This is a genomic window from Gilliamella sp. B2889, from assembly GCF_026536885.1.
Lineage (GTDB): Bacteria > Pseudomonadota > Gammaproteobacteria > Enterobacterales > Orbaceae > Gilliamella > Gilliamella apicola_E.
In genome coordinates, this window is the sequence record NZ_JAFNNF010000002.1 from 349161 (window position 1) to 369032 (window position 19872).

13 protein-coding genes and 1 pseudogene are annotated in these 19872 nt (G+C 33.6%); 3 read left to right on the forward strand and 11 right to left on the reverse strand.

Annotation, left to right across the window (positions count from 1 at the left end):
- Nucleotides 1-105: 105 nt before the first annotated feature.
- On the forward strand, nucleotides 106-687 hold the full coding sequence (locus J3U09_RS04520; RefSeq protein ID WP_218058463.1) for a cell division protein ZapC: 582 nt from the start codon (nucleotides 106-108) through the stop codon (nucleotides 685-687).
- Nucleotides 688-750: 63 nt separating this feature from the next.
- On the opposite strand, the gene J3U09_RS04525 is transcribed toward J3U09_RS04520, so the two are convergent.
- From J3U09_RS04525 to greB, 3 genes are all read right to left on the reverse strand, one after another.
- On the reverse strand, nucleotides 751-2412 hold the full coding sequence (locus J3U09_RS04525; protein WP_267357274.1) for a tetratricopeptide repeat protein: 1662 nt from the start codon (nucleotides 2410-2412) through the stop codon (nucleotides 751-753).
- Between the two features lie 75 nt (nucleotides 2413-2487).
- Nucleotides 2488-3579, reverse strand: a complete 1092-nt coding sequence (locus J3U09_RS04530) for a YcbX family protein (RefSeq protein WP_267357276.1) — start codon at nucleotides 3577-3579, stop codon at nucleotides 2488-2490.
- Nucleotides 3580-4007: 428 nt separating this feature from the next.
- A complete protein-coding gene (gene greB / locus J3U09_RS04535) occupies nucleotides 4008-4490 on the reverse strand; it encodes a transcription elongation factor GreB (protein ID WP_065733801.1) in 483 nt (160 codons plus the stop codon).
- A 44-nt stretch (nucleotides 4491-4534) separates the two neighbouring features.
- Here greB and J3U09_RS04540 point away from each other — a divergent pair.
- Both J3U09_RS04540 and J3U09_RS04545 read left to right on the forward strand, forming a co-directional pair.
- Nucleotides 4535-6707: pseudogene (locus J3U09_RS04540) on the forward strand (Tex family protein); the annotation flags it as partial.
- A gap of 757 nt (nucleotides 6708-7464) precedes the next feature.
- A complete protein-coding gene (locus J3U09_RS04545) occupies nucleotides 7465-8916 on the forward strand; it encodes a hypothetical protein (RefSeq protein ID WP_065563172.1) in 1452 nt (483 codons plus the stop codon).
- 213 nt (nucleotides 8917-9129) lie between these two features.
- Here the strand turns inward: J3U09_RS04545 and J3U09_RS04550 are convergent, their stop codons facing one another.
- The 8 genes from J3U09_RS04550 to J3U09_RS04585 form a co-directional block, all read right to left on the reverse strand.
- Nucleotides 9130-9999: a YjjW family glycine radical enzyme activase gene (locus J3U09_RS04550; RefSeq protein ID WP_065563171.1), complete on the reverse strand. Its 870-nt coding sequence runs from the start codon at nucleotides 9997-9999 to the stop codon at nucleotides 9130-9132.
- Entirely contained in the window at nucleotides 9974-11521 is a 1548-nt protein-coding gene (locus J3U09_RS04555; RefSeq protein WP_416380032.1) for a YjjI family glycine radical enzyme, read from the reverse strand. Before J3U09_RS04555 ends, J3U09_RS04550 begins: the two co-directional genes overlap by 26 nt.
- Before the next feature lie 112 nt (nucleotides 11522-11633).
- Entirely contained in the window at nucleotides 11634-13307 is a 1674-nt protein-coding gene (gene ushA, locus J3U09_RS04560) for a bifunctional UDP-sugar hydrolase/5'-nucleotidase UshA (RefSeq protein ID WP_065563169.1), read from the reverse strand.
- 25 nt (nucleotides 13308-13332) lie between these two features.
- Nucleotides 13333-14634: a pyrimidine-nucleoside phosphorylase gene (locus J3U09_RS04565; protein ID WP_267357281.1), complete on the reverse strand. Its 1302-nt coding sequence runs from the start codon at nucleotides 14632-14634 to the stop codon at nucleotides 13333-13335.
- 156 nt (nucleotides 14635-14790) lie between these two features.
- Nucleotides 14791-15192 (reverse strand): cytidine deaminase, encoded by a 402-nt coding sequence (locus tag J3U09_RS04570; RefSeq protein ID WP_176713943.1) that lies wholly within the window; start codon nucleotides 15190-15192, stop codon nucleotides 14791-14793.
- Between the two features lie 25 nt (nucleotides 15193-15217).
- Nucleotides 15218-17179 carry a bifunctional 2',3'-cyclic-nucleotide 2'-phosphodiesterase/3'-nucleotidase gene (locus J3U09_RS04575; RefSeq protein WP_267357283.1) on the reverse strand — a complete coding sequence of 654 codons (1962 nt, stop codon included), beginning with the start codon at nucleotides 17177-17179 and terminating at the stop codon, nucleotides 15218-15220.
- Nucleotides 17180-17205: 26 nt separating this feature from the next.
- Nucleotides 17206-18369: an adenosine deaminase gene (add, locus tag J3U09_RS04580; RefSeq protein ID WP_065563165.1), complete on the reverse strand. Its 1164-nt coding sequence runs from the start codon at nucleotides 18367-18369 to the stop codon at nucleotides 17206-17208.
- Nucleotides 18370-18623: 254 nt separating this feature from the next.
- Nucleotides 18624-19862, reverse strand: a complete 1239-nt coding sequence (locus J3U09_RS04585) for a nucleoside permease (protein ID WP_267357286.1) — start codon at nucleotides 19860-19862, stop codon at nucleotides 18624-18626.
- Nucleotides 19863-19872: the final 10 nt, after the last annotated feature.

The window sequence follows — 19872 nt, forward strand, 5'->3', positions numbered from 1 at the left end:
AATTAAATAATTAAAAATTTTTTATTTTAACTTTTTATTTATTTTTTATATTAGTTATGGTATATTTTGTTCAAATTTAGTTCAATTTGTAAGGATAAAATATCAATGAAAATGGCTTTTCGACCAACTGATAGCTGGCGTTGGTATTTTGATAAAGAATACGACAGTTTAATGCTTGAAATTTCATCAGAAATGTTATTTCGTTGTAATTATGCAAGCAAAATATTAATACCAGATGTATTTGATGAGTTTTCGTTTTCTGTTGATGACGCGACGGCTTATTATCTCTTTTATGATAGTTGCCAATCTTTAGCTTTAAGTGACTCTCAAAAAATTGAATTATCAATCAATGCAATCGTAGCTTCAAATTTTTTAAAACCACAAATGCCTAAGAGTTGGTATTTTTCTCAGCAACCTATGCTGTATAATCCAAAAGTTGCTGATATTGTGGAGGTAAACTTGCAAGAATCAGGTCAACGAGTATGTTTATTGGTTGTTGAAGCTGGTGAAAACGCATCGCTTTGTATTATTGCACAACCTACGTTCATCGCTATGAACAAAACTTTCTATTTTTCAGAAGCGATTAAAGTGATGAATGATAGATTAGCTTTAGCTCAGTCGTTCATAAAAACAGAAAACGCCACAGCTTTGGATAATGAGCAGTTAGAATTAAAAGCGATTTCTTAATTAACATAGTTTAAAATGGTTAGTTTACTACCCATTTACCGTTTAAAACTTATCTTTTATTGTTTAATACATGGTAAAAGGATTTTTATCCGACGTTAGCTGTAAACCTATTTCTGCTTCAAAAAGACCTTGATCTGCTGCTTTTTGTAAATAATCCCTTCCAGCTTCCCATAAGTCTAAATGTCGAGTAAACATCCAACCGACTCTGGATTGAGCATTCATATCATTATTTTCTAAATCACGTTGTAATTGTGGATTTTTTCTTAATTCATCTAAGGTTGAACAAGTTGACGATAGATATTCTCTCTCGATATCAAAGCAATATCTATTGTACCAATAAATTGCTTTATGAAAATCCTGAGGCAAAAGATAACCGACCATATACATTCTAGCTAATTCTTCTTGGGAAAATAGCGATCCATACTTTGCAGATTCTTTTATCCAATAAATTTTTTTATCCTTATCCCTATTCTTATAATGAAGTTTCCGCATGATTTCAGGATCTTTAACGTAATTCACATATTTAGTATAATTTTCCACGATTTTTTGATCTTGCTCATCATCAGTAAGTCTAGTCTTATAATATAAGTCAGCTATGTGAAGAAATAATTTAGGATCATTATCCGCAGCATAAGTGTAAAAATAAATGGCGGTAAAATATTTATGACGCTTTTCAAACCATTCAGCGATTTTCGTGGCGGTTTTAGGATCAGGTTTATCTTTATCGAACTTTTCCAATAACGGATAGAGTTCTTTATGGTATGAATATTTGAGATTGTTCTTATACATTTCACATGCTGGAGAAGAAGACAATGCGCAAGCCTTTTTAAAATACATTAAAGCTTTGTTCATTTTAACTTCATTTAAATAGTAGCCACTCAAATAAAGTAAGGAAGGAATATCCCCTCGAAATGCGTTATCTTGCATACCATCCAAGATACTTTTATCAACCTCAGTGTTTCTCTTTTTATAAATTTCTTCATCAAACAGATATTCATAATTCAATAAAGTATTAATTCGATCTTCAATTTTAGCAAGAGCAATAAAGTAGGGTAAAGATGGTTCACCAATATCTCTAGCTTCAGAAAATTTCCAAAGTGCTCTACCATAAGCTCTATCAATAGATTTACCAGTAAGATGTGCTTGACCAATTAAAAAAGATACATAACCATTTACTTTTTGATTATTTTCTTTTTCCATATATTCAATAAGATCATGAAAATAATAGTAATTAGGATTTTTTCTACTATCTTCTAAAGTCATTACTAATTTAATGGTGTTTAAATCACCATTCATTATTGCAATTCGAATTAATGATAATCCTTTATCTATTAATTTAGGTTTTATGAAAACGTTTATTATGTCAATTTCTAGGTTTTTACATCTATAAGACAAGTAATTATTACGATCATCCTCTTCACCATACACACCATAATAGATATCATTAGTCAAAATAAATTGATTTTTCCAAGTTGATACTAAATCATGAATGTTATGAATTTTATTGCAACTTTTGTTGTGAAGTGTATTAGCCAATTCAATATAACTCATCCCTAGCTGAGTAAGATAAGTTAGATTTGTTGCATTGCCTTCTTCTAATTCTTTAAGGACTTTCTCTTCTTTTTTTTCCTTTATATTGTCGAAAACCATTTTATAATGATCTAAAGAAAATACAGATGTAGAAAGGGAACCGAGAAGCGTAAATAAAAATAATTTTTTTAACATCCACTGTAGCCTAATATTTATTCCATTATTTTAATAAATTAAATTCTTTGTCTTATAATAAAAATCATTATTTTTCTATTCTATAGTGATATCACCTTTTGGAACACAACTACAGGCTAGAATATGTTTATTTTGTTTAATCGCTGATTGAGTTAATGGTTTTAGATTACCTTTTGTTAATAATACTGAGCAACGACCACATACACCAGCCCGACAAGAGTTAGGAATTGAAATATGATGTTGTTCAAGTTGTTCTAAAATTGTTTGTTGATTATTACCTTTGATTTTTTTATCTTGGAAAGTAATTGTACAAGGTTGATAGTCTTTTATTGATTCTGTAGGAAAGTTTTTAATATAGCTTTTAGCTGGTTGGCGTTCAAGTACCTCAATTTTATCACCAATCGATACAGTACCATGATTTCGAGCAATCATATTCATACCAAAATCAATTTTACCATCCAAATTAGTTCTAAAATAACTTAAAGTTTTTAAAGGTTCATTATTAGGTAAAGCTTTGGCTGAATTGACATTGAACGTGGTTAATACACAACGAGTACAAGGTTTGATGATATCAAATATTAACTCACCAATTTTAATGGTTTTCCATCCATCCTCTGCAAAAGGGAGTGCGCCATCAATAATAATATTGCCACGAAATTGGCGAATATCTAATTTTTCAGGGCACTGTTGTTCAAGATAGTTAAATGATGCAAGATTTAACAACAAATAAGGATAACCATCAGCAAAACTAACTGGCACATCTGGATAACGTTTAGTTCTTCGACTCAATTTTTTGCCGATCCAACGTAATTGCACATCTTTTTGAAGAAATTGGCTAAAAAATTGATTAACTTTAATTGGGGCAATATGTGATGTAAAGTGATTTCCCCAAACTTCGGTTGCTTCATTACTTAGTGAAAACTCATCGAAATTAATCACGATTGATTCGTTAGTTGGTAATGACACCTGCACTTGGTTGTCAATTATTACCGTTTTAAGTTTTAACAGCTCTGGATATTGTCTGGCAGTTATAAATGTTCCATCTGGTTCACTTATCATTAAGATACGGTCATATTCAAAGCCACCATCAATACTCTTGGCACGCGTCAATGCAATACCTTGCATTGATTTAATCGGATAGATAAAGAGTTGTTTAACGGCAATCATATCGGCAAATATTTAATTAGTTTGATCAAATTATATATTTAATTATTAGGGATTTATATATTTAAGTGCCATAAATTCATTCCTAAGCTATCTTACAATCGTCGTTCAATGATATTTTGTATAGGATGATATTCTGCTTTTATAAAAGAGGTATTATGTTCGCATGGGGTATCATCTTCAAGATATGTGACTTCCTCAAGTTTTAGTCGGGCAATGTTCTAAGCTATATATTTAATGAATTCTCTATTTTTTCATCACTAGATAAGATTTTTTGCTATTAGATTTGTATTGATATATTTTAATTGTTTAGTTGCTATGTTACTACTCATTTTTATTCAAGCAGACTGGTTGCCTAATGAAGGATAAATTAGTTTAGTTAGCTTGAACATACAATTGAATTTGAGAATCTATTATTTAAGTAAAAATATCTAAACAAATTCTTGGTAACTGATATCAATAATATAATAAAACGTTTTACCGTTTGGTGTGATGACTGCTATTTCATCATCAATTTTATGACCAATTAAAGCTCTGGCAACAGGGCTATTAATCGATATCCAATTTCTTTTGGGGTCGAATTCATCACTGCCAACAATACGGTAGATATGTAATTTTCCTGAATCATCTTCCAATTTGACCCAAGCCCCAAAAAATACTTTTCCTTCTTGTCTTGGGTCAGGATCGACAATCGTTAATATTTCTAAACGTTTGGTTAAAAAGCGAACACGTCTGTCAATCTCGCGAAGACGTCTTTTTCCATAAATATATTCCGCATTTTCACTACGGTCGCCAAGGGCTGCAGCATCCGAAACAGCTTGAGTAACACGAGGCCGTTCTTCTTTCCATAAATATTTCAATTCACGATCGAGTGCCAAGTAGCCCTCTCTTGTTATATAATTAGCTTTTTGCATAATGAATATAAATTCCGTTAATCGACGAGATATACAGAGATATCATGATAAATAATCAAATTAGCCATATTATAGCGGGTGAATTAACCGTAAAACCAGAACAAGTTTTAGCTGCCATTCAGTTATTAGATGATGGTAGTACCGTTCCCTTTATTGCTCGATATCGTAAAGAGGTGACCGGAGGTCTGGATGATACCCAATTACGTACCTTAGATAGCCGTTTAAGTTATTTGCGAGAACTAGAAGATCGTAAACAAACAATTTTAAAATCAATTGAGGAACAGGGTAAATTAACCCCAGAATTAAGCCAAAAAATTACTGATACGCTTAGTAAAACGGAATTAGAAGATCTTTATCTTCCTTATAAGCCAAAACGTCGTACCCGCGGTCAAATAGCAATCGAGGCGGGGCTTGAATCTCTCGCTGACGATTTATGGCAAAATCCCGATCTCAATCCAGAAACTGAAGCTGAAAAATATATCAATGCAGATAAAGGCATTGCTGATACTAAATCTGCCTTAGATGGTGCCCGTTATATTTTAATGGAGCGTTTTGCTGAAGATGCCGCTTTACTTGCTAAAGTTCGTCATTATCTTTGGAATAACGCGCATCTTGTATCTCAAGTTATTACTGGTAAAGAGGAAGAAGGTGCTAAATTTAGAGACTACTTTGCACAAAGTGAACTTATTTCAAAAGTGCCTTCTCATCGTGCTTTAGCGATGTTTAGAGGACGAAATGAAGGCTTTTTACAACTTTCATTCAATGCCGATCCGCAATTTGAAGAAACGCCAAAAGAGAGCTATTGCGAGCAAATTATTACAGAGCATTTAGGGATTCATTTTAATGATCAACCTGCAGATAAATGGCGTAAAGCAGTTATTAATTGGACATGGCGAATTAAGATTTTAATGCACATGGAAACCGAGCTTATGACCACTTTGCGTGAACGTGCTGAAGAGGAAGCAATTAACGTATTTGCAGCAAATTTACACGATATGTTGATGGCTGCACCTGCAGGTATGAAAGTCACCATGGGAATGGATCCAGGCTTACGAACAGGTGTAAAAATTGCTGTTGTGGATTCTACAGGTAAACTTATTGCGACCGAAACGATTTATCCTCATACAGGACAAGCTGATAAAGCAGCAATGATTGTTGCTGCACTTTGCATCAAACATCAAGTGGAATTAGTTGCAATTGGTAATGGCACAGCATCTCGTGAAACTGAACGTTTCTATCTTGATGTTCAGAAAAAGTATCCGGAAGTAAAAGGGCAAAAAGTTATTGTCAGCGAAGCTGGGGCTTCTGTTTATTCTGCATCAGAGCTTGCTGCTCAAGAGTTCCCTGATCTGGATGTATCAATTCGTGGTGCGGTCTCCATTGCTCGTCGTTTACAAGATCCTTTAGCTGAGCTAGTAAAAATCGATCCAAAATCCATTGGGGTGGGGCAATATCAGCATGATGTTAGTCAGACCCAATTAGCTAAAAAACTTGATGCGGTGGTTGAAGATGGAGTAAATGCGGTAGGGGTAAATTTAAACACTGCATCAATGATGTTACTTGCCCGTATCGCAGGATTGAATAAAGTTATTGCTCAAAATATTGTAGATTGGCGTAATGAAAATGGTCAATTTACCGATCGCAAACAGTTGTTGAAAGTTAGTCGTTTAGGCCCGAAAGCGTTTGAACAATGTGCTGGTTTTTTACGCATAATGGAGGGTAAAAATCCACTTGATGCATCGGCTGTTCACCCTGAAGCCTATCCGGTTGTCGAACGAATTTTAGAGAAAAATCATAAATCTTTAAAAGAAATTTTAGGTGATACTCATTATCTGAAATCATTAAAAGCGGTTGATTACGTTGATGACCATTTTGGTGTTCCAACTGTCACTGATATTATTAAAGAACTTGATAAACCCGGACGAGATCCAAGGCCTGAATTTAAAACTGCCCAGTTTGCTGATAACATCGAAACAATGGAAGATTTAAAAATAGGTATGATTATGGAGGGTGCGGTAACCAATGTTACCAATTTTGGTGCTTTTGTTGATATTGGTGTACATCAAGATGGTTTAGTTCATATATCAGCATTATCTGATAAATTTGTTGAAGATCCACGAACGGTTGTTAAAGCTGGTGATATTGTGAAAGTTAAAGTGATTGAAGTGGATATTGCCCGCAAACGTATTGCTTTATCGATGCGACTTGATGATCCAACAACGCCAAAAGTAGAAGTGGCCAAAGCTCGAACGAATAAATCAACCGGCACTTCTAAAAGTGGACAGTCAGCGCCTATTACAAATAGTGCAATGGGTAATGCTTTTGCTGCAGCTTTTAAAAAAGGAAAATAAATTCAGTTATATTTTATTTGTAAAGGGAGGTTAATGCCTCCTTTTTATTTAACGCTAATTTCAAAATATTTTAATAAAATTATTGATGATAAATCCAGTGATTAAAAATCAAATCAGGAGCTCAATCACTTTATTTAGAATTATTATTTTAATAAATATTCATTTGAGAACCATTAAATATCAATAAATTGATATTTCGCTATTCCATATTGTATATATTATTATATACTATGCACAATTGTGTAGATTATTTTTAACATATACAATTAATTATCTTATTTAATCAGCCTGTTAGTAAAGTTAAACTACTTTGCGCTGATCTTTTTAATAGCATTTCTTATTTTGATATTCTTAAATTAGTTTATTAACAACATTTGAATATTACACTTTTTCGATAGCGACATAGTCGTTTTTGCTCTAGATATTAAATAAAAATATACCGTTACATGGATGCAATTTAATAACTTTCTAATGGTTTTTATTGCTTATACGCGTTTTTAAAATTTGAAATTGTAATAGGTAACAATTTTTATCAATCATTTGATAATTCTTTAGTTTATTAAAACTTTAAATCAATAACTTTATTCTAATTTGCAGGAAAGTTTATGAGTAGAGGAATTAGCATGAATAGTAAAATGTTTGTTTCCCCAAAATTTTATTTGATGCAATTAATATTTAATATTACAGCTATTTCTTTTTTTTGCCTTTTTTGCCATACATCTCTAGCCGCATTATCATTTGCTGCAACCACTACGCAATATATTCACGGTAATCCGCCTGAAATTCTAGAATCTGCTGATACAAAAATCTTAAATGGAATTCAATTTAAATTAAATATTGATGGTATTGATCCTGTGATTGTTTTGCCTGGTACTGATAATAAGATTTCTGTTGCTTACAACACTTCACCAAGTATTTATTCATTTGGGGTAGATACTTCAAGTTTGAATGATAGTGATATAAATGATGTAGATGGTGACAAAGTGGCTACTACCGGCAGTTTTATCATTCAGTCTATTAATACTGAATGGCGGGACTCAAACAATAACATAATTCCTTCTGATTCTACTTCCCAACTTGGTAGTGATGTGTGTAATTCATCGACGGCTAATGCAAAATCATCAGTAAAAGTAACGATTCAATTTGTTGCTAAAACCCAGTACGGTGCTCCTGATCAGTCAGAACCAAGAGAAGTCTCTAAAACATTTCAAGTCAGTGCTGATGATGGTATCTGTTATATTAGGCCTGGTGTATTGGCTCTGATTATGCACAATGGATGGGATGAAGGGGATAACTATGCTCCTTATGGTGCTGATACGATAGATCTTGATGTTCCTTATAACGTAGACCAATTTACTATGCATAAAGGTTTTAAGGCCTCCGCTAAAGATCAAAACGGCAATTACTTCCCAACATATGGTTTCCCGGATGCACGTTTTAGAATTGTGCCGGTAAATCCAATTTCTGATTATAGTTATACCTTGGTTAAAAATCCGAATAATTCACTAATTAGTGCTTCTCGTGATTCAAGCGCTGATTCTAAAAGTGAATTTAAATTTACCGAAAATGTACCAGTTCAAGATGATAAATTTGTAATATTAGTTACCAATAATCGAACGTTAGCACAGTTTTATTACACTTTCTCTATAAAACATTGGTTATATTTTACAAATAACTTGGTGGGCAATTGGCAAAGCGCAAATACATATTGTCAAAATAATAATGATAGACTACCAATACGAGCTGAGTTATCCAATTCTAGTTTTGCTACCGTTCCAACAACTAATGATAACTATTATGTAAAAAATAATGGATATAGAAGAGCAATCGGTGAAGGATTATTGCCAGAATGGGGTAAAGCCTACTTTTATTCCCCACTTGATTATATTGGTCGAGATATGATGTCTGGTGCGCCAAATTTAAGAAGTTTAATCAATTATGATTTCTATTTTACCAGTGAACCATCATCGGTAAAAGATGTATTAGGTAATTATAGATATTACAGTGTGGGGATGGTAGAAGGTAATATTATTGTTGAACCAGATGTAGCATATACCTTATGTGTTAAATATTAACGTTGATATACAATTAGCTATTTTTTTAAAATCTAAACAGATATTAATGATTTATCTTAATATTTGATTTTGATGTTAATCAAATGAGCAGGTTTTCAAACTGCTCATTTTTATTTCAAAAATCTCATGAGGTAAAAATTTAAGACATTATTTTGGAATTTTATAATAAGCCTGTTAATAGTTTATTAAGCACACACTCATTAAAAAACGCTATTATGATAAATAAACAGTTGGCAAAACAATATTTTTCAGGCCAAATTGTTTTAATTCCATAGCAAAATTTTCGATATGTTGTTTTGATGCGCTCTGCCATGTTTTGGCTTCACCTCTCACACCATGATTATGAAATGCATTGATTCTAATTTTTATATTTGCATCAAATTGCTTTAAAAAATTAGCTAAATGTTCAGCGTTTTGTTGTAAATCGGTATGCTTAGGAATAATTAGAAATCTGACTTCATATAATTTATTCATTTTTGCAAGATATTCAATTGACTTTTTAACTCTTAAATTTCCCTTGCTAGTTAATGCTTCATGTACTTGATTATCCCATGCTTTAAGATCAATCATTGCCCCATCCATTACGTTGACTATTTTTTGCCAACCCATTTGAGGTAAATATCCATTACTGTCAACAAAACAGCTTAAGTGTTTTAAATCCTGAGCTTGTTTAATCGCACTAAAAAGCTGCTCAATAAACGCTAGTTGCAGTGTTGCCTCACCACCGCTTAGGGTTATTCCGTTTAAAAAAGGTAGATATTTTCGGATAAGTTTTAAAATATCTTCAATACTGTATCGATAAGTCATCGGTGTTGACTGATAGTTACAAGTGTTTATACAAGTATCACACTGCTGGCAAGTTGAACTTTGCCAAATGACTTTGTTGTTGATAAATGATAATGCTTGATGGGGGCAGGAAGCAACACATTCACCACACTCCTTACACCGTGAAATGGTATAAGGATTGTGGCAATTTAAACATTTAAAATTGCAGCCTTGTAAAAAGATGACTAACCGGTTTCCCGGTCCATCAACACAAGAAAAGGGTAAAATTTTATTAACGATTGCCCATGACTTGTTCATGGCTTATTACCCTAGGGGTCCTGCATAAGTAACTATTGTTCACTGTATCTTCGGCTGCTTCACTACCTAAAAATGTGGTATTAATCCGCGAACCTTCTTCTTTATATTTTTTGATATCTGATAATCTCACCATATAACCAGTTACACGCACCAGATCATTACCACTGATATTAGCCGTAAATTCACGGAAACCAAATTTAAATGCTGCTTTACAAATTTGTACTAAGGCTAATGGATTATTTTTAATCGTTTCATCAATAGTTAAAATATCACTAATGCCAGATGTATAATATTTATGGTGTTTAAATAATGCCATAATATGGGTAACAGGATCTGGTTCATGTCCATAAGGGATACGTAAACCAGGTGTTGCACCGCGGTCTGTACTGATACCTGACTGCGCATGTAACATCGCTTTACCTTGCCATGCATGTTTAATTTTATGATTATCAATAAAGTCAGCTAATTGCTCAGAAATGGTGGTAGCTAGTTCATTAGCATCTTCATCAACACCATAGCGACCAGCTAAGTTAGATTTTTCTTGTAGAATATTAACCGCTTCAGCCATAGCATAAATACCAAACATTGGTGCAAATCGAGTTGCGTCAATTAGTCCTTCTTTGACTAAAAAACTATTTTGAAAGAAATTCGATTTTTCATAAAGAAATTCCGATCTCGCTTTGATTAAGTTCAATTGCAATTGGCAATAATAAGGCAGGGTATTTTGTAAAAAGTCGGTAATACTGTTACTTTTTAATGCGACTTCTTTTAAATTAATTCTGGATAAAGTACTACCACCACCCGCAACAGGGAGAGAGTTATAACAACTCACAACACCATAGCCTTTATCATCAAAATCTTTTTTGATCATCATATTATTAGCGATATGTGGTTTTGCTGTTTGGCAAATATTCTCAATTGCTGTATTTAGTAAAGATTCTGGGGTGATATCTTCATCATAAATAAATGTTAAATTAGGCGCAACTTGTTTGAGTTCACGATCAACACGTAAAATTACTCGACAGATCACATTGTCAGTTGGACCAATATTGGCGTGCATAAATGCATCAGGAAGATTGCGATCAAGCATAATCCAAAAACGTTTTAATCGCTGATAAAGCTCTTCTTCTGTTAAATTGCCAACATAAGGTAGTAACACTTTATCCAAACAACCCAAATAAACAGGCATACCAGTGACCGAAGGAACATGATGATAAGCAATTGTCAGCATATTTATGGCATCATCAAAATTTTTTGCAGGCTCAAGCTCTAAATACTCAGATCCTTGTTTAAGGAATTTTGCATAATCTGGTAACACATAACGAGGTTTATACGGTGCATGACCTTCGTACATGTCACAAATTACACGCTCATCTAAGGCTTGCTTAGTTTCACTATCCAAATCAACATAAGGTAAATTATTTTCCGCTGCTAAAGCGAGAAGGTTCGCTTTTTGTTTAGGTGACAGATTGGGATCGGTCACAATATCGTAACAATTTTTTTGAAATTCTGTCATGTTCATAAATACCTCTATATTACCTATATGTTGAAAGCAAAAAATTAAATTTAATGGCTAATTTATAATACCAATTTTACCCGTGCCATTTATATTCTACATTTCTTTTTTAAAGCCGTTATTTTTCCAAAATGAAATTAACCGGTTCATAATCTGCCGCATTAATTGGTGAGTGCGCTTCAATATATTCTCTTATCACATCCGCGTCTCGGTAACCTGTATCGACATAAGTTGGTGAAGTGTTGGTAACGGGATAACCATCTCCACCAGCCGCTAAATAATCTAACGTGGTAATACGATAAGATTTTTGCAAATCAATTGGCTCATTATTAATTTTAATATCGCTAATCGTATTGCCAGCTAGCGTGATATTTTTTAAGTGAGTATAACCACCAGAACCTTGTTTTTTACTTAATGCAACTTTAAGATATTCCACCAATTCACGGCCGGTTAACTCAAAGTAAACAACTGTATTACCAAAAGGCTCAACTTTCAAAATATCACGATAAGTAATATTTCCTTCAATAAGTGAATCACGAATCATACCGCCAGCCATAATGCCAACATCAGCATTCGTTTTTTCAATAAAGGCACTGAGTAACAGCTGTCCCATATTGCTTTGTTGATATCTTACTACACTACGATCACCTTCTAAACGACCGATTAATTCACCTGTTTTAGTGAGTAATTGCTGTTTACCTTGATCTTGATAAGGTTTAAGTGTTTCTAACAATTTTTTATCTTGTTCTATTTCACTAGTGTAGTATTCAAGACGTTTAGTATCGTTGCCATTGTCGACTTCTTTTTTCAAGTTGATAGGAATTAACTGATAATTTTCCAGTGTAATTTTACCGTTTAAAAAGACAAAGTCGGCACGACCAACATATTTACCCCATTCATGAGCTTGAACAATCCAAGTTCCATTTTGTTGATCGGGTGCACATGGCGTGCCAGGAACATACTCAGTAATACGTTTGTTAGGGCTAGCCATACATACAGGGTTTTGAGAGTGACCACCTACAATCATATTTAAATCACCTGGTTTCAATCCCCGTGCTAACTCAACATCACCCGGTGCCATTGAACCATGTTCACCATTTTCATAATGTCCCATATGAGTAACCGCAATAATCATATCTGGGCGCTCATTATTTTTAATTTGACTTATCACCTTCTCTGCTTCAGGCAAGGTTTTGCGAAACTCAACACCGTCAGTATTTTTAGGTGAAGCAAGGAAAATTGTATCATCAGTAGTTAAACCAAATACCGCAACTCTAATGCCATTTAAATCAAACATTTTATAAGCATCGAAAACGCGATTATCAGTATTTTTGAAGTAAGTATTTGCTGATAAAAATGGAAAGTGAGCCCATTTTTGTTGTTCACGAATAACTGCTAAAGGATGATCAAACTCATGGTTACCAACAGCCATTGCATCATAACCAATACTGTTCATACCCATAAAATCGGGTTTAGCTTGTAAAACATCGGATTCAGGAACGCCTGTATTAATGTCACCGCCAGATAGCAGAAGTAATTTCCCACCTTTTTCGGATACTTCTTTTCTAATTTGGTCAACTACAGTTTTTTGAGCAGCTAAACCATATTCACCAATGTCATTTTGCCAAAAATGGCCATGATGGTCATTAGTATGCAAAATAGTAAAAGAATAGGGCTTATCTTTTTCCCAAGTAGGTGCAGTAGATTGCTTGGTTGCAACTGCTGCGAATGAATTAACTGAGAACAGACCTAAAATAATAACTAGTGACAGTTTAAATTTAAAACAATACATGGCATCTCCCAAATCCTTATTAGAGCTATTCCGTAATTACTTTGAAAATCAATTGTGGTTGTTTAGCACTATCACTGATAGTAATATTGTCATACAATTTTTGTTTAATTGCATCAATCTTATCGCTACTTGAATGAATAGTTAATAATGGTTCACCCACTTCAACTTTATCACCCACTTTTTTATGTAAAACAATACCAACAGCTGGATCAATAACATCTTCTTTAGTTGCACGTCCAGCGCCTAATTGCATCGCCGCAATACCAATTTGGTCGGCAATAATGCGTGATACATAACCTGATTTTTGTGCAGGTAGATCGATTTGGTAAGGGGCGTTGGCTAATTTTTCAGGATGATCAACAACAGAGCTATCTCCACCTTGAGCTTCAATTAACGTTTTAAATTTCTCTATCGCTTTACCATTTTTAATGACTTCTTGAAGTTTTTCTCTTGCTTCCTCTAATGTCTTAGCTTTATTGGCTAATACAACCATTTGACTACCAAGCGTTAAAACTAACTCAGTTAAATCAGCAGGACCATGACTATTTAATGTATCAATGGCTTCTTTAACTTCTAAGGCATTACCAATAGCATAACCTAAAGGTTGAGACATATCTGAGATAATCGCCATGGTTCTACGACCAATTTGATTACCAATATTAACCATTTCATGTGCTAATTTCTCAGAGTCTTCCATCGTTTTCATTAAAGCACCGTCACCGGTTTTGACATCCAACACAATAGCGTCAGCACCCGCAGCCAGTTTTTTACTCATGATTGAACTGGCAATCAGCGGAATAGAGTTAACCGTGCCGGTTACATCACGTAATGAATAAAGTTTTTTATCAGCTGGGGTTAAGTTACCTGATTGACCAATAACCGCAACACCTTTTTGGTTAACCTGATCGATAAACTCTTGCTTACCTAATTCGATTTTAAAGCCGGGAATAGTTTCAAATTTATCGGTTGTTCCACCAGTATGGCCTAATCCTCGACCTGACATCTTGGCAACAGGAATATCTAAAGCAGCAACTAATGGTGCTAATACTAAAGTGGTTGTATCACCCACACCTCCGGTTGAATGTTTATCTACTTTAATACCTTTAATTGATGATAGATCAACAGTATCACCGGAATACATCATAGCACTAGTTAAATCAGCACATTCTTTCGAAGTCATACCTTGATAATAAATAGCCATAAGTAAAGCACTTACTTGGTAGTCAGGAATCGTACCATTAGTATAATTGGTAATAAAAAATTGAATTTCTTCGGTAGTTAAGGCATGTCCATCACGTTTTTTTTCAATAATATCTACAAATCTCATTACACTTCTCTCTTAATATCAATAAATCAAATTAGGATTAAATTTTTTCATCCATTATATGGATTGATGATAATTCTGATCTTAGCTTCATCACTCTCTTTTATTATTTTCTATCAATTTTTTTGATAGTTAAAATTTTCTTATTCAGAAATAATACTAATCTAAATCACTAGGTGAAAAAGACCAAGGCAACAATTCACCGACAGTGGTTTCTTGGATTTTACCATGCATATTTGTCAAAATAACTGGCATATCTTTGGCGCAAAATTCACTAATGACTTGGCGACAAGCTCCACAAGGTGAAATTGGTCCATCAGTATCGCCAATTACAACTAATTTTTTAAATTTTGTTTTACCTTCTGATACCGCCTTAAAAATCGCAGTCCGTTCAGCACAGTTGGCTAGGCCATATGAGGCATTTTCAATATTGCATCCTAAAATAGCTTCGTCATCTTCGGTAATTAATACTGCACCTACTTGAAATTTAGAATAGGGTACATAAGCTTTTGAGCGTGCTGTTTTAGCTAGTTCAATTAGTTTTTCAATCTTCATATTCATAATCCTTGTTATCATCAATAGATTTTTAGTTTTGCGATTTTGTTGGTGCTTGTAAATTAAGTTGATATACACCAAAGCCTAAATTATCTTTTTCAATAAACTTAATTGGGTACAATGAATGTTTTTCAATATAGGCTTTGGCTTCTTCAGTAGGGGAAGATTCAAAGCGAATATCCAAATTAATTTTGCTGGTAATTGGTGCAATTCGCCAGTTATTATCAACCTTCACATTCACTTCACCTTGTTTTTTAGTGTGATTAGTAATATAGGCTGAAAGAATGACCCTTAAATCATCCGGAGAATTAAATTTAACATTTTTACCACCAGTACCAGGGAATGTTCCGGTATAAGCACGATAGTTATTGGTGGCAATTAAAAATGCTTGATTGGGAGCAATAGGTTTTTGTTGATAAGTTAAGTTTACGATACGTTCTGAATCAGGATTAATTAACTGACAATTTCCATCATAACGTGCAGGTTTAGTGATATCAATTTGATAACTCACACCATCAATGGTATCAAAATTATAAGTTCTAAATTTATCCCAATTAATCAAATATTGTGGTTGTGACGAATTGATATCAATTTGATTATAAACACCTGCTGAGCATTCCAACCACTCTTTAACATCTTTACCCGTTATTTTTACTGCAGATAAAATATTAGGATAAAGATAGATATCAGCTGCATTTCTAAAAGTTAAATCACCTTTTTTAACATCAACATAAGCTGAAGGATCGTTTTTACGACCACCAGCTTTAAATGGCGCAATTGCCGATAAAATGGGTAATCCATCCAGATCTGGATCACCTTGAACAAACTGTTTCACATAATCAATTTGCGCATCACTAATAATTTGCAAAGCAGAAGTATCTTCGACTAATGCTAAATAACTATTGATATCGGTTGAAACCTTGCCAATTGGTTTACCAACAAATTCACGGGTACCTTCGTGGTCGTCTCTTAACGCATTCGTAATATTTTTATCTGATCCAACTAATGCTTTTTTATTTTTAATATCAAAGATCGGGCGAGCTTCTGATTTACCAGAAATGACTTTCCAATTAGCTTTATCACCTTCAATAACTAAATCAACTACACCTAAATGACTTCCCCATTGTCCAGGCATTACTGCGGGCACATGATTGATATTTCCGGTACTAATATCAGTATTAGGCAATGATTTAAAATCCTCGCTAGGAAAGACCCCATGAGAATGACCAAACATAATAGCATTAATACCTTCAACTTGGCTTAAATAATAGACTGAATTTTCAGCTAAAGCCTTATATGGTTCGGCAGAAACACCTGAATGCGGAATTGCAACAATGATATTTGCACCTTGCTTTTTCATTTCAGGCACTAATTGTTTCGCGGTTTCAGTGATATCTTTAACAATTACCTTACCTTCCAAATTAAGTTTATCCCACTGCATAATTTGTGGTGGCACAAAACCAATATAACCGATTTTAATAGTGTGTTGTTTACCTTCTCTATCAACGACCGGTTTATCTAAAATAATATATTGCCTAAAGTAAGGTTTATTTGTTTTCGCATCAAAAACATTAGCATTAACATAAGGAAAATTAGCACCAGCTAGACTTTTTTGTAAAAAATCTAAACCAAAATTGAACTCATGATTACCGATGTTACCAACTACATAATCTAGCGTATTAAGTGCTTTATAAACAGGATGAGTCTCACCTTTGTTTAGACCTTTATTCAAAGCATAATCAGCCATTGGACTGCCTTGAATCAAATCGCCGTTATCAACTAAAACACTGTTTTTTACCTCTTTTCGTGCTTGATGAATTAAATTAGCTGTTTTAGCTAAACCAAAAGTATCAATGTACTGATCTTTGAAATAGTCATAATTCATCATATTACCGTGCAAATCGGTAGTTTCGATAATTCTTAAATCTACTGTTGCTGCTTGAAGTGAACCAGATATTAATAGGGTTAGTAGGCTTAATCGGGTTTTATTCATATCAATCTCCTATTTCTCTGATGTTGTTAATCATTAACATATAATAAAACGAGATAATTCTTAAATCGTTCAATAATAGCAGGGTGATATTGCTGAACGTTGATTGCCTGTTGTAGACATTGCTTATCATTACTAGTAAAAAAGGCTAAAACGTCATTAAACAAACGTGATTTTTCGGTTGGTTCAATAAATGCAGCATCAATTCCACAAAGTGTAATATCAAACAGTTCCAATCGAGAAAAATGAAAAAAATGCTCAGCGAGCTGATATTCTTTCTCTATATCGGTGCCAAATATGCCTGCGTCATCGGTATTAAGCGTTATTCTGACCCCTCTATCATAAAGTTGTCGAATTGGGTGATTAAGAATATCACCATTTAACTTATTGACTAAAATACGATTACTAGTAAGCGCTATTTCTAAAGTGATCTTGTTATCAATTAAATTCTCAATCAACTTATCATCTTCAATGGCGGCGATACCATGTCCAATACGATTCGCGCCATGTTTAAGCGCTTGGATAATACTTTCAGCAGAATCAATTTCACCAGCATGATAAGATTTTTTTAAATTTAATTTAGAAGCAAGTTGATGGGCTTTTTCAAAATCATCAAAATGACCTGCTTTTTCATTACCTGCGATATTAAATCCGGTAATAAATGGGTGGGGGTTATTCTCAATAAATTGCAGTGTATCGTATACCACATCGGCACCCAGATGGCGCACGCCAATCACATGGTATCTTACAGTAATATTATGTTCTTTTTGAACATCAATAATCGCTTTATCCATTTGATTAAGCGTTTGTTTAAATCTTTCTTGATCCCAAACTATTTTACCTTCGCTTTCCATGGCACAAATATGATAGGGAGACAAAAATAGCTCGCAATAGATTAATCCTTGCTTGGCATTTCTGCTTAAAAAATCGTAAGTAATTAGGTAATAATCGTCGGGATGTTTAACAAAATTAGAGACAGTATCATAAGTTTGGATAAATGAAACAAAATCGGATTCATCATAATTATATCGACCGTTTTTATAATCGCTTGCATCATATTCACCGGGTCGATAGCACAATGAATCAGGAAAAGTCAGATGATTCTTATCGGCTAGTTTTTTTGCCATAAATGGTGTAATACTACCTTCCACATGCTCATGAAGTATAACTTTTGGGATTATTTGCTTATTCATCTAGTTCTAATCTGTTTAAGTATATGCTTATAGGGCACTTGTAAATTATTCATCAGACTAAATTGATACAACTTTTACAAGCATCTTATTCTACCTTGATAAGACAATTATTTTCCATACATTTTGTGTGACTTATCAACTTCTTTGAAATCAAGTGGCAACAATAAACAGGCAACAAATGAGTTGCCTGTTTATTGATGTGGCCAAATTGGTTAATTTAGTTTATCTATATTAACCTTGCCTTGAGTTTGATATTAATTTCTGTTATCAAGAGTATCATTCTTGAAAATAAAGACAAAAATAATAGCAAGTAATAAAGAATATCCTGCAAAAATTAACCAAATTGTACGCCAGTCAATGACACCATTTACAGTGTAAAGATCCACAACAACACCACTGATAGTTGAACCTAAATAAGCCCCAATACCATTGGTCATAATCATAAATAAACCTTGTGCACTATTACGGATATCTGGTGAAACTGTTTTATCAACGTACATAGAACCCGAAATATTATAGAAATCAAATGCACAACCATAAACAATCATTGACAGAAGAAGTAACGTGAAACCTACAGGTGATGGATCGCCAAAAGCAAATAATCCAAACCGAGCAACCCATGCCAACATACTAATTAACATGACATACTTGATACCAAATCTTTTCATAAAAAATGGTACAAATAAAATAAATACAACTTCTGACATTTGTGAAATAGATAGCAATACTGACGGATATTGCACAACTAAACTATCAGCATATTCCGGAATACTTTTAAATGAAAGTAAGAACGGATTACCAAAAGTATTGGTAATTTGTAAAATACCACCAAGGAAGACAGCAAAGACAAAAAAGATAGCAATTCTAGGTTGTTTGAATAATACAAATGCATCTAAACCTAAAGAACTTACAAGCGACTTTCTTTTTGACTCATCTTTAGCAATGACAATTAATGGCAATGTTAATGAATATAGGCTGAGTAAAATCGAACCGCCAGCTGCAATATAGAGCTGTACATTGCTTAATCCAACTTTTAAGAAACTAACAAGCCACATAGCAACAATGAAGCCGATAGTACCAAAAATTCTTATACTAGGGAATTGCGATATAACATCAAGACCTTCTGATTCTAAACAAGAATAAGAAATTGAGTTAGAAATCGCGATAGTTGGCATAAATGCTAAACAATGAATTAAAATTACCACGACCATCATAAATGGTGTTGTGACTGAAGCGGCAATAAAAAGGGTTATTGCTCCAAATAAGTGGCAAAGCATGAATAAGCGATTAGCAGGAATCCATCTATCTGCAACAACACCAAGCAGACCAGGCATAAATAAGGATGCTATGCCCATAGTACCATAAACTGTACCTACTGTTGTTCCAGTAAAATGCAAGGTCTCCATCATGTAAGAGCCTAAAGTTATAAGCCAGCTACCCCAGATAAAAAATTGCAAGAAAAATATAACTTTAAGTTTGAACTTAATATTCATTTCGTTTCCT